The sequence below is a fragment of the Mucilaginibacter gotjawali genome, from assembly GCF_002355435.1.
GTDB classification, from domain to species: Bacteria; Bacteroidota; Bacteroidia; order Sphingobacteriales; family Sphingobacteriaceae; genus Mucilaginibacter; species Mucilaginibacter gotjawali.
This window is the reverse complement of sequence record NZ_AP017313.1, coordinates 4,212,657-4,223,683: the sequence shown is the minus strand read 5'-3', so window position 1 is coordinate 4,223,683 and position 11,027 is coordinate 4,212,657. Positions and strand designations below refer to the sequence as shown.

Below are 11,027 nucleotides of genomic sequence, written 5' to 3'. Positions count from 1 at the left end.
GTATTTGGAAAATGATTACCGGCTTATCCCGGATTGGAGCAAAGGCTCTTCCGTGTCACGGGCGAGCGCTATTATTGTAGCTTCCTGGTCAGGCTGAACCTGCTGGTTCTCCCTGATTTTTTGCGAAATCTCTTTTTCCAATTTCGCATGTTCCGCCTTCATTTGCTTCAGTTCTTCTTCTTTTTCAAAAGGTTTGCTAACAAGGGCGGCAGTTGTTTCGATATTGTCGTTAAGTTCGGCTAATTCTTTTTGGTATCTGGACAGCAAATCTTCCACTTTATCGATAGCATTCAGGAAATAACGGGCCGCCAGTTTGGCGTTATCCGGATTTGGAACGCCGGATGAATAAGTATACCGGATGCCCGTCTCGGGCCTGATCGCGTAAAAAGTATTATATTCCCTGTGCAGGCTTCTGCCTTTTTCTTCCAGCCACTCCGTCTGGCGTTGAACCATAAGTTCAAAACCATAAAGATGGCCGATTTTTCCGGTTCCTGTCTGTCCTTCTTCAGGCCTCCAGGACTTATGAAGTTTGACGAGGTGGTTTCCGATCTCTTCCGGGTTGCCTGAATGAAAATCATCGAGGCGTATCAGGTTGGCTTTAGCGCCATCCTTATCATACTTCAAATGCTTTTTATAAACCTGCTCATCGCTGCTCAAGCGGCTGACCATTTTTTCAGTATTTTCTTTTTGCCTTTCAAAATCTTCCAGGCTATACCGTGTTCTGGCGATTTCCTTATAGTGCGCCGCTTTCAGGCTTTCCATGACGGCTATTTTCTTTTCCAGTTTAGACTTTTCCAGTAAGGAAGTGTCCCCGGAAAGAATGGCGATGTATTCAGAAAAATTCATCCCGCTTTGTTCATCCATCGCACCCTCGTCGATTATCCGTAATTGCAACTCATTATTTTTCATTTGATTAATGAACCGCTGTTTATTTTGTAACAGGCTGAACTTATAATTATCCAGTGAACGTTCAATAGCATAGATAAACCGCCGGACTTTATTGTCATAAAATGCTTTGGCCACAACGTTGCCCTGCCTGGCACCCCGGCCGCCCCGCTGTTCCAAATCCTTTGGCGTCCAGGGTATGTCAAAATCGTGTATGGCAACCATCTTTTCCTGGACATTCAAACCCGTGCCTGCCTTGTCGGTACTGCCTAACAGAATCCGGATAATCCCATTATTCATCTTGCGAAACAGTTCCGGCCTTTGTTTTTCTGACCAGTCATGGATAAAAGTTATTTCATCGGCAGGTACACCCAGGTCGTTAACGAGCTTGTTCTTCAGGGCATCATAAATATTAAAGGCACCTGTTTTCGGGGTGCCTGTATCGCTGAAAATGATTTGTGTGCCTTTATGGGGAGCACTTTCATGATAGATCTCCGCAACCTTCCGGGCACAAATATTTACTTTGTTATCCGGGTGGTCATCATAATCGGGGTTAATCAGCCGCATGTCTGCGGACATCTTTTTGGCGTAATTGGTAGCGATCAGCATCCGGGCAATGTCTTCCTGCCTGGTGAGTTGCCCTCTGCCGATCAGGCTGCCGTTCCCCGTCTTCGCAAATTGCATCAGCTTTTGGATAAACTCCTGCTGATCGGCAGTGGGCTTGATGTTGACCAGGACCTCATCCAGTTCGGGCCGGTCAAGCCTGATATGTTTGGCCGTCTTATAATCGGTGATTTCGTTATAGAAAAGCGCCAGCTCCGGCACTTTGATAAAATACCGGAACCGTTCTTTCGGGATGATCTCATTGGTAACGGAGAATTCAAAGTCGACGGTCTTCCGTGCATAAACCGCTGCCCAGGCATCAAAGTTTTCGATTCGTTGCCTCGCCAGTTCTTTTGGCCGGAGGTATTTGAAGATCAGGTACATTTCTGTCAGGCTGTTGGATATGGGCGTGCCGGACAGAAAAGTCGCACACAAATCGGCATCAAATTTGGCCTGGAGCGTACGCACTGCAAAAAGCATATTCAGCGCTTTCTGACTGCCTTCTATATTTCCCAAACCGGCCACGCGGTCATGCCGGGTCGTAAACGTCAGGTTTTTAAAGCGGTGAGATTCATCGATAAATAGATGGTCAACATTCATTTGTTCAAAATCAATGCCTGTGTCTTTCCTTTGTTCAATGGCGTAGATCACGCTGTTCAGCTTACTTTGCAGGTTATTCCTGCGGATTTCCATGCCCTTCAGCATTCTCCTTGATAATTCTGTCCCTGAATTTTTTAAGGTATCCAGGTCTTTTTGCACGCCCTCCAGTTCCGTTTCGAAAATGAGGCGTTGAACTTCTTTGGACTGCGGAATCATCCCGAACTGTTCATGGGTCAGGATAATACAATCCCAGTTATTGTTTTTGATCTGGTGAAAGATCTGCCGACGTTTAGCAGGTGTAAAATCATTTTCACCCGGCGCAAGAAGTTTCGCATTCGGGTAAGCGATGCGGAATGTTTCAGCGATTTGCTGAACATTGGCTTTCATCGCTGCGATCATTGGCTTCTGCACAATACCCAGCCGTTTCATTTCCATGGCGGCAATGATCATTGTATATGATCGTTTCCGCCAGCACGACCGAACCTACGTTAATATTTACATCCTGGATGTTGTTATTAATTTTGCCCAAATACTGATCGTGGGTCGATTCTGCGCTGCTGCGCACCGCCTGGTTAGCCTCTACGGATACGAAATATTGCTGGTCAAAAACGTATTCCTGGGCTTGAGCTGAAAGCGAAAAGCAGAAAGCAAAAAACAGGCTGGAGGTGAAAAGTAAAATACGAAATGCAAAAGGTTTTTTCATTGTTTAAGATATTTTGCGTTTTGTATAATGTCTTCAGCCATGTTTTTGTCCATATCGACAAAGTTTTGAAAAGGGTTCAGCGATCTGAGCAGCGTTGACAGATTGGAATAACTTAAAGTATTAACCAGGTTGCCGGATAGTTCCTGTATCTCGCTTAGCTGCTGGATGACGTAATCGAAAAGCAGCTTCCGGTCGGACGCCTTCATCTGGTTCACATCGCCGAAAGATAATGTTAGTCCGGCTACGTAGCCCAACAGCCCTTCGGCCTTTTCGACAAATTCAATTTCCGACTGTACACCTAAAAAGGCGATGGCCGGGTTCTTTTGTACCAGCTTAACGACCTGGCCCTGGTAACTGATGATCTGTTCGACCATTGGGGTGGCATAAATGCCGATGTCCGCAATATTGATGGCAGTCCCCAGGGTATTGTACCGCTGCTGCAAAGTGCGGTACATATTTTTCAGCTTCTCCAGTAGCGTGAGGTTGGCCTGTTCATTGGCGTTCACTGCGGCCTGGTTGTTCCTGGCATTTACCTGTTGGGTGTGCTCGTTTTTGGACTGGTCGATCAGCTGGTGCATCCCGGCAATATCGATGGTGCTTTGCTGTGCAAAACAAGGGGAAAGGTAAAAGGCGAACGGTAAAAGGAATAAAACTAACTTTCTTTTCATTGTTTTAAGTATTTAGCATTATTAACAACATCGTTGGCTATCTGCACATCCATATTTTTCCAGGTCTCCCAGGGGTTTAGTGAGGCCCATATCCCGCGTATCTTCGCCCAATACATGGCCCTTTGCATACCATAAGCGATGCCCCGTAATATTTGCATCTCCGTTTCAATATGGTTGAGCAGTTTGCCTCTTTCGCCCGCATCCATCAAATTTTGCCCGCCGCCTTTCAATACAAAGGCGCTGACGTCGGTAGCCAGGGTAATGGCCCTCGCCTCAAAATCCCTTGCACCCCGTTCAGCGAATAAAAGCAGTACCGGATCGGATTTGGCCAATATCATCGCCTGCTCCACATCGCTGACGATATCAGTGCCGCAATCCGCGATTTCTTTGATGGTGGTCAGATTGCTAATTACCGACGCGACCTGGCTGAGTCCCTGGTAAATTTTATTTTGAAGGTTGTTGACGATGACCAGTTGCCCTGTGACCGCCAGTTGGCCTTTCTGAATCAGGCTCAGGTTATTGTTGGTGGTATTCAGCTGGCCGTTGATCACGGCGCTGTTCACAGCGACAGCGGCGGAGGTTGTCGGATCTACGACGAGTACCTGAGCCATTCCCTGCCTTACAAAAAAGCAAAGCGGGAGCAGCATTAAAAATGTTGTTTTCATCATTGGACTAAAAAATAATGGGTTTATAGGATAATAAATTGATTGGCTTCCCGGATTTATTGACCCGGCTGACGAATTCGCCCAACGCCAGTTTGCTTTCTTTGAAATCGGTAACAAAAAGGTCGAGCGCCCTGGGATAGGTGCCGAAATATTCCACATACACTTCCACCGCCTGTTTTTCTGGTTTTTCAGTCGTGTATGTGAGGTATTGTTCGAGCGCCACTTCGACCCCGTAGATCTCGCCGACAGAACCGCGCCGGATATACACTTCCTTAAAGCGGCTGCGCCCGTCGGTATTATCGAGTTGATTGATCGTAAATATCTTTCGCCTTTCGGTTTCATTGATGGAGAGCAAAGCCGCGATGTCCTTATAATTGTCCTTGAACCTGGTCTGATCGAGCAGGCATACAGTATCCGAATTATTCAGGATGCTGTCTTTGACTACCGCATTGCCGATGATGTCGCCCAGTTCCTGTGTAACTACGATTGCTTCTCCCCAAAATTTCCTGACCGTTTTATAGAGGTACAATATATATCCCGCCATCATCGGACTGGCTATCGCTTTGTCGGGTAGGTCGGCAGGATTACTCCCGCTTTCCCCCTAAGAACCGTACGTGAGAGTTTCCCCTCATACGGCTCAAGTAACTTTAAGCTTCTATATAGAAGCCGGCTCATGATAACTTCAATTTTAATTGGTCGTTTCTTCTGCGGCACGTATCATGGACGAGAGTTCTTTGGATAAGACCATTTACCAAATAATCGGTAGTGCCCCATGGAAGTTCCCTGCCAATGATTTCGCCGCAGATTGGACAAACACCTTTCTGCCTTTTCCAGATGTATAGTACAGGCTTTTTACCTTGAAAAGTTTCGAGCATTTTATAAGTCTCTCTCCTTTTAAAGTAAGCGTTCCATTCAGGGTCGAACGGATTAGCATCCTGCTTAATCATCACATACCTGACAATTTTGGTATCATACAGCTTCTTTAGGACAAAAACATCGTCTTTACCCTTGTAGGCAGTATCCACGGCAAAACGCCAGTTTTGATTTTTGATCGTGCGGAAATACTTATTCGCAATCCAATATTTACCCTTTTTAGGATGACGCCTTAGCGCCCATGCCCATAGTTTCTGGAATATCAGGTAGTCCGCTTTCCTGAAAGTGTCGGAAGCATTACACCCTTTGTAATAGTTCGCCCAACCTGTTATTACAGGGTTTAAAAGTCTGATTAAAGAGTCCTGTTTGCTGGTTTTGTTGGCATCAATAATGCCTGCTACCTTTTCAGAAAACTTCTTCAACTTTTCCTTAGATGGTTTGATGAGGAATTTGCCCTCGTACTTTCGGATAGTGAAGCCCAAGAAATCGAACCCATCTTCTATATGAGTTATCCTGGTCTTTTCTTCGGAAAGGGTTAAGCCTCTCTCGGTAAGAAAATCCCTGACTAACGGTAAGACGATAGTTTCTAACTGATCCTTGCTTTTGCCAGTGATGATAAAATCATCCGCATAGCGCACCAAATGTACTTTGGGATTAATACAGGTCGTTTTACTGACCCGTTTCCTTTTAATCTTTTCTGCAAGCAAATCTTGCAGCCCATCTAAAGCCATATTTGCAAGCGTAGGGGAAATGATGCCACCTTGCGGTGTACCTTCGTCTGTCAGGAACAGCTCTTTATTAAAGATGAAGCCACTCTTGAGCCATTTCTTCAGCACCACTCTATCCATTGGGATGTGAGTAAGCAGCCAGTCGTGGCTAATGTGGTCAAAGCATCCTTTTATGTCAGCTTCCAGTACCCATTCGGCAGAGACTCTTTTTGCAAGTGCTGTAAAGCACATTTGGCGTGCATCTGCTGTGCTGCGTTCCTTGCGAAAGCCATAAGAATGGCTATCCGCTGTGGTTTCAGCGATTGGCTCTAAGGCCAACAGATACAGTGCCTGCATGGCCCTGTCCTTCATGGTGGGTATTCCTAACGGACGTTGCTTCCCGTTACTCTTCTTAATATGAACCCGTTTTAACGGTTGAGGGGTGTAGTCCCTTCTTTTCAGGTCGCTTACGGCCTGATACTTGGCTTCTGAAGATGACCATAAAACATGGTCAACTCCCGATGTCCTTTTACCTTTGTTTGAAGTTACCCGTTTTACAGCCAATGCTTTGGCGTGAAACGAATGTGTTAGCAGCCATTGTAAGGCTTTCACCTTATTATACCTGCCTTCTTTCTGAGCCTTTACAAGTCTAACTTGTAGCTTTCTAACCTCCTGCTCACATTTGTTCCAGTCGATGCTGTCCCAATTGTGTTGTTGGTCGGCAGGGGCACACGTTGTTTTAATGACGTTCATTTGCTTTCCTCCTTTGAAAGTTCTATTAGTTAATTGTAAAAAGTTACCTCGTAGAAGTCTGCCCGCTTTCGCGTAGGGTGACGTTTAAACCCTTATCCATCCGATTACAGGATGGCGTTCGCTTTTTCTACATTCCTCTACCCGCACCACTATCGGCTCACCTTGCGGCTCGCTTTCCTGCGCCAGCAGGAGTGATACGGGCTTACCTTGTTCTGCATAAATGACAAATGAATGGGTTAGGCTCTGTCTATCCACCGGCAGTTTTGTTGTTCGTGTAACTCATGCTTGGACTGGGTTATCCAACTGCTTCCCATTTTGGGTTCGAGCCTTTCAGTACCTTTGGCTCGTTCGAAGTTACGATGGTTCAAACGACAGTTCACTTATGTTAGCCATACCATTCAACCTTGTACCCTAATCTTATAGTACTAAAGATTGTTGCTTAGCCTCACGGCTTTTGCTCCTTCATCGCGAAAGGGCACTTTATCCCGGCAACTTCATACAAAACCGTTACCAGTAATGCATGTGCCAGTAGGTTACTGCCGACGAAACAGCAGGTCTGATCTAAGTGTCAGACAATCACTTATGCAGCATCAAGTCGTACCCACGCTTCTTCTACGCATAAACACTTACGACGGTCGGAACGGAAACGCATCTTTTGGATGAATACATCCATGATAATGAGCGTTACGATGGGAAATAGTATCCGCGATTCCTTAATGGAGTCGATTTCGAAAACGATAAACTTTTCGGTAAACAATGACTGGTCTGCCGGCTCGTTCAATATCGCTGCGTATTCCCCGCCCCCGTAAAACTTCTTCAGCACATAGCGAAACTCATCCACGTCAAAAGGAATATGTTCTTCCTTCCTGATCTCCGGTATTTTCCAGAGGGCGAACTCATAAAAGCTGTTAAAATTCAGCTCAGGAATGGGGTTAGCAAATTTGGTTATTAACCGGACCGCCCGTTCTTCTATGATAGCCTCCGCGTATTTCTGCTCAAAAGCGGCTTTAAACGGGCTTAGCTGTTCAGGTGGCGCCTCATCTTTCCGATGTGTCAATCCGTCCAATAATTGTTCATCATTGCTGCTCAGTTCCTGTTCCTGTAATTCGTCTGCGATGATTTCCAGGTCAGGTTCCTCAAAAGGAAAGATACCCGAGCCACCTTTCATTTCTTCCAGCACTTTTTTTCGCAACCCGAGCAGCTCCTTTTTGGTCAATGGCGGTAATTTCTTTTGATTAAAGTATTGGTGGTAATAGGCACTGATCACATGGGAAATCACATCCCGTTCCACCTGGCTGAAAGTGCCGTCCGCGCCTTTCCATAGCAGGCCGATCAAAGTGCTCAGGAAATCTTTCTTTTCAATATTGTATTCATCCTCCCTGATCTGGAAGGGGTTCATCGTGATCGGCTTCTGATCTGTATAGGTAATGTACTTGCCCTTGTAATAGCTGCATAAACCTGAATAGGAATGACCTGTGTCGACAATGACCATATCCATATTGTAGGCCATATACTGTTCAATGAGCGCATTCATAAAAAAGCTCTTGCCGGAGCCGCTCGGTCCAAGGACGAACTTATTCCGGTTATTGATCCGGTTCGTCCGCATCGGGAGGTCAGCCGGGTCGATGCCTACCGGGACACCCTGGCGATCCGTGAAGCGGATCAGGAAGTCAGAAGGCTCGTCCTGCTGCATGGCCTCCTTGAAAAAGAAACAGACGGCGGCGTCGCAGGTAGTGAGGAACCAGTCATAATTTTTGAGCTCTACGCCATTGCCCGGCAAAGCCGTCCGGAAAAGTTCCAGCTGGTTATAGGCGTTCTTGCTAGGAATGATTCCCAACGAAAAAAGGGTGCTTTCAATAAAATTGCAGGATTTCTGCAAATGCTCATTCGCGGCTGCGACGACGATATTGAAATGGCAGTTGACCAGCAGTTGGTTTTCCCTGGCCACGTCATTCAATAACAGATCAATATCTGAAACGCAGATCTGATTGGCCGGGTCGGGAATGCCGGAATGCCGTTTTTTCTTTTGCTCCAGCTTGCGCAGTGTCATCGTCTGGCTGGGTATTTCAATGACCTGGTTGAAAAGGATCGTCTCAAATTCGGGCACCCTGAACAGAAAAGAAAGAAAGTCCACCGGGAATCCCCGCAGCGTATCTTTTTCGTTCAGCTCGATATGGCTGCTCACTTCCAGGGGGAGGTCGATATTATCGATATTGATCAGGCTGATATTGCGTACCGAACGCGGGCCCATCTTCAGTTCTGTTTCTGTGGGGTTGATATTGTTTAATGAAACGGGTCCGCCGAACTCCATTGCGAGGATCTGCATGACCAACAGGTTGATGCCTTTCTCATCCAGCAGTTTCGGTGAAGTTTTGCCAGCGGTGAGCACATCCATGACCTTGCCGACAGCCTGCCGGAAATCCCGCAGGGCTTTAGCCTCATAGACATAAAACGCGCCCTTTTTTACCTGCCTGGTGATCGTAAGATAGGTGTCCACCTTCAGGAACCTGCGGCCGGCAAAGTGATCATTGTATTTTTGCTGCAGGTATTCATCCGCCTGTTTTGCAGGGTAAATACCCCTGCTGATCACGTCCTGCTTTTGTAATAGGTAGCCGTCGCCCAATATCTTGACAATATTGATCATCAGTTGGTGAAACTCATCATACGCCGGAGCGGAAGCCGAATAACGGATGACCGGATTCACCATTTGAATAACGATGGAAAATTCGCCGCCGGAGCCAATCAGTAGCCCGTCGTCAATGCCTGCATAGGGTAATTTAAATACTTGTTTTGCCATGACGATTGATTTTTTTTAAGCTGGATGGATGGATATAGATGGCTTTGTCGCCTGATTTGCTATGCAGGCCATTTTTTTGTTTGTTCGCGATATACAGCAGCCCCCCTACAATGCAGCCGACCAGCACTAAAGCGCCGAGCCACATATTGATCAGCGCAATCGTCAGGCCTCCCAGGACCAGCCCGGCGAGCAGTGCGCCTACGCCCCAAAAGATAAATTTCCCTTTGAAGCCGCGGTAAACAAGGGGTTTTTGAAGCCCCTTGTATATTGCATAGCGCCTTGCCATCAGGTCAATCCGAAAAATGCCTTGATCACGACTGCGGAAACCACCAGGAATACGCAAGAGCCTCCCCAGCCCATCAATTCCTTATTGATATCCTGGTCTCCGGAATTCCACTTGGAGTACACCCGAATCGCACCGACGATGCCCACAATACCGCCGATGACCAGTACGACATTTGTTACCGGGCCCACATAGGTTTTCAGGGAGGTGGTGGCCGAATTGATGCCGGTGACACCGTTTTGGGCAAAGGCGGATGCCGTGCCCAGGGCCAGCACAACGGCTGTGGCCCACATTGTTTTTAATTTATTCATTTAAAGAGGTATTAATTTGTTTTGAAATAAAAAGGCGGCCTCCCGGTTTTTATCGGGAAAACCGCCAGGGTTATTTGGGTATTAAATAGCGGATCAGATGCCGAATACTGCCCGCAGGAAAGCGCCTGCCATCACCATGAACACAGCAGCAAAAAACCATGCGGCAACCGCTTCGTCAATACGCGGATGGCCCAACTGCCAGTTATGGTAAATGCGCACCGCGCCGATAATGCCGAAAAGGCCCGCCAGAACCAAAGCAAAATCCATTGCTGAAAAGAATGACGAAGCCAGTTGCTGCTGCGCTTGCTGCATTTCATCTATTCCGGGTTGGGCGCTTGCCCTCAATGCCAGCAGGCAACAGCAACCGGATATTAGAAATCTCCTCATCGTTAAAAGCTTACGGATTGTGTGTAGATGATAGCCTCCTGTTTGGCCAGGCGGAATAGCTCGTTAAAGCCGACACCGCCGGAACCAATCACTTCCGGCCCGGTTTTCCGTTTGGCAGGTGCTTCCGGCCGGGGCTTACTGTTTGTCCTGTCTCCTGCAACAGGATCATGCTGTAGTTTTGTTGGGGTGACGGTTTCTGAAAACGTCAGCTCCTGGTTATGCTGCTGCTCTGCCGGGATGCGCCTGCTCCCGGCAAGGTCAATCAGAATTACGGACAGGTAATACACGGAGTATATCCCGGCCACCCATAGTAAAAAGTGTATCCAGTTCATTCGTTCAATTTTTTGAGGAAGTTTTTGATGATGATTTTCAGTTCCGGGTGCTGCCGGATCAGTTCGCTAACTGCGTAGGCGATCACCTGCTGGATGTCGACGCCTGTGGCCAGTTTCAGCTGTTTCAGCAACATGGCTGTTTTCTTGTCCAGTCGCGCATGCACCGTAGCCTTTTGTTCTTTTTCATCGAAGGCCATAATCTTTTCCAATATTGCCTGGCGTTCAGTGGCATTTTTGTCGTTAAAAAGTTTCCAGTTCATAGCTCGAATTTGTCTAAGTGTTCTTTAATCACTGTTTTAATTTCCGGGTGTTTTTCCAACAGCTGCTTCACTGCATAGCAAAGCACCCGCGTCACCTCGATGCCCGTCGCCATTTTCAGGTGGTGCAGCAATTGTGCAGTCTGTACATCGAAGCGTCCATGCACCAGTGTTTTATGACCGGTAATATCATAGGCGCGAAG

The 11,027-nt window shown here is 47.0% G+C and carries 13 protein-coding genes; all 13 read right to left on the bottom strand.

The window, feature by feature from the left end; all coding sequences use genetic code 11:
- Positions 1 to 15 precede the first annotated feature (15 nt).
- Positions 16 to 2,538: a helicase-related protein gene (locus MgSA37_RS18630; RefSeq protein WP_096354030.1), complete on the bottom strand. Its 2,523-nt coding sequence runs from the start codon at positions 2,536 to 2,538 to the stop codon at positions 16 to 18.
- Positions 2,447 to 2,791 carry a hypothetical protein gene (locus tag MgSA37_RS18625; RefSeq protein WP_096354028.1) on the bottom strand — a complete coding sequence of 115 codons (345 nt, stop codon included), beginning with the start codon at positions 2,789 to 2,791 and terminating at the stop codon, positions 2,447 to 2,449. The genes MgSA37_RS18630 and MgSA37_RS18625 overlap by 92 nt, the downstream gene beginning before the upstream one ends.
- Positions 2,788 to 3,459 (bottom strand): hypothetical protein, encoded by a 672-nt coding sequence (locus MgSA37_RS18620; RefSeq protein WP_096354027.1) that lies wholly within the window; start codon positions 3,457 to 3,459, stop codon positions 2,788 to 2,790. The genes MgSA37_RS18625 and MgSA37_RS18620 overlap by 4 nt, the downstream gene beginning before the upstream one ends.
- On the bottom strand, positions 3,456 to 4,127 hold the full coding sequence (locus MgSA37_RS18615) for a hypothetical protein (protein WP_232010680.1): 672 nt from the start codon (positions 4,125 to 4,127) through the stop codon (positions 3,456 to 3,458). The genes MgSA37_RS18620 and MgSA37_RS18615 overlap by 4 nt, the downstream gene beginning before the upstream one ends.
- A 4-nt stretch (positions 4,128 to 4,131) precedes the next feature.
- A complete protein-coding gene (locus tag MgSA37_RS18610; RefSeq protein ID WP_262497483.1) occupies positions 4,132 to 4,683 on the bottom strand; it encodes a TraG/VirB4 family ATPase in 552 nt (183 codons plus the stop codon).
- A 112-nt stretch (positions 4,684 to 4,795) separates the two neighbouring features.
- Positions 4,796 to 6,457 (bottom strand): group II intron reverse transcriptase/maturase, encoded by a 1,662-nt coding sequence (gene ltrA / locus MgSA37_RS18605; RefSeq protein ID WP_096354025.1) that lies wholly within the window; start codon positions 6,455 to 6,457, stop codon positions 4,796 to 4,798.
- 84 nt (positions 6,458 to 6,541) lie between these two features.
- On the bottom strand, positions 6,542 to 6,712 hold the full coding sequence (locus MgSA37_RS28325; RefSeq protein ID WP_157750363.1) for a hypothetical protein: 171 nt from the start codon (positions 6,710 to 6,712) through the stop codon (positions 6,542 to 6,544).
- A 325-nt stretch (positions 6,713 to 7,037) separates the two neighbouring features.
- On the bottom strand, positions 7,038 to 9,254 hold the full coding sequence (locus MgSA37_RS18600) for a TraG/VirB4 family ATPase (RefSeq protein ID WP_232010678.1): 2,217 nt from the start codon (positions 9,252 to 9,254) through the stop codon (positions 7,038 to 7,040).
- Positions 9,235 to 9,540: a plasmid transfer protein gene (locus MgSA37_RS18595; protein ID WP_096354024.1), complete on the bottom strand. Its 306-nt coding sequence runs from the start codon at positions 9,538 to 9,540 to the stop codon at positions 9,235 to 9,237. The genes MgSA37_RS18600 and MgSA37_RS18595 overlap by 20 nt, the downstream gene beginning before the upstream one ends.
- On the bottom strand, positions 9,540 to 9,848 hold the full coding sequence (locus tag MgSA37_RS18590) for a DUF4134 domain-containing protein (RefSeq protein ID WP_096354022.1): 309 nt from the start codon (positions 9,846 to 9,848) through the stop codon (positions 9,540 to 9,542). The genes MgSA37_RS18595 and MgSA37_RS18590 overlap by 1 nt, the downstream gene beginning before the upstream one ends.
- A 93-nt stretch (positions 9,849 to 9,941) precedes the next feature.
- Entirely contained in the window at positions 9,942 to 10,235 is a 294-nt protein-coding gene (locus tag MgSA37_RS18585) for a DUF4134 family protein (RefSeq protein ID WP_096354021.1), read from the bottom strand.
- A gap of 2 nt (positions 10,236 to 10,237) precedes the next feature.
- Positions 10,238 to 10,567, bottom strand: coding sequence for a hypothetical protein (locus MgSA37_RS18580; RefSeq protein WP_096354019.1), 330 nt, complete (start codon positions 10,565 to 10,567; stop codon positions 10,238 to 10,240).
- Complete coding sequence (locus MgSA37_RS18575) at positions 10,564 to 10,827, bottom strand: hypothetical protein (RefSeq protein ID WP_096354018.1); 264 nt, start codon at positions 10,825 to 10,827, stop codon at positions 10,564 to 10,566. The genes MgSA37_RS18580 and MgSA37_RS18575 overlap by 4 nt, the downstream gene beginning before the upstream one ends.
- Positions 10,828 to 11,027: the final 200 nt, after the last annotated feature.

Coding starts and splice junctions, on each gene's coding strand:
- MgSA37_RS18630 (WP_096354030.1), bottom strand. CDS start 2,538: ATGATCATTGCCGCCATGGAAATGAAACGGCTGGGTATTGTGCAGAAG.
- MgSA37_RS18625 (WP_096354028.1), bottom strand. CDS start 2,791: ATGAAAAAACCTTTTGCATTTCGTATTTTACTTTTCACCTCCAGCCTG.
- MgSA37_RS18620 (WP_096354027.1), bottom strand. CDS start 3,459: ATGAAAAGAAAGTTAGTTTTATTCCTTTTACCGTTCGCCTTTTACCTT.
- MgSA37_RS18615 (WP_232010680.1), bottom strand. CDS start 4,127: ATGATGAAAACAACATTTTTAATGCTGCTCCCGCTTTGCTTTTTTGTA.
- ltrA (WP_096354025.1), bottom strand. CDS start 6,457: ATGAACGTCATTAAAACAACGTGTGCCCCTGCCGACCAACAACACAAT.
- MgSA37_RS18600 (WP_232010678.1), bottom strand. CDS start 9,254: ATGGCAAAACAAGTATTTAAATTACCCTATGCAGGCATTGACGACGGG.
- MgSA37_RS18595 (WP_096354024.1), bottom strand. CDS start 9,540: ATGGCAAGGCGCTATGCAATATACAAGGGGCTTCAAAAACCCCTTGTT.
- MgSA37_RS18590 (WP_096354022.1), bottom strand. CDS start 9,848: ATGAATAAATTAAAAACAATGTGGGCCACAGCCGTTGTGCTGGCCCTG.
- MgSA37_RS18585 (WP_096354021.1), bottom strand. CDS start 10,235: ATGAGGAGATTTCTAATATCCGGTTGCTGTTGCCTGCTGGCATTGAGG.
- MgSA37_RS18580 (WP_096354019.1), bottom strand. CDS start 10,567: ATGAACTGGATACACTTTTTACTATGGGTGGCCGGGATATACTCCGTG.
- MgSA37_RS18575 (WP_096354018.1), bottom strand. CDS start 10,827: ATGAACTGGAAACTTTTTAACGACAAAAATGCCACTGAACGCCAGGCA.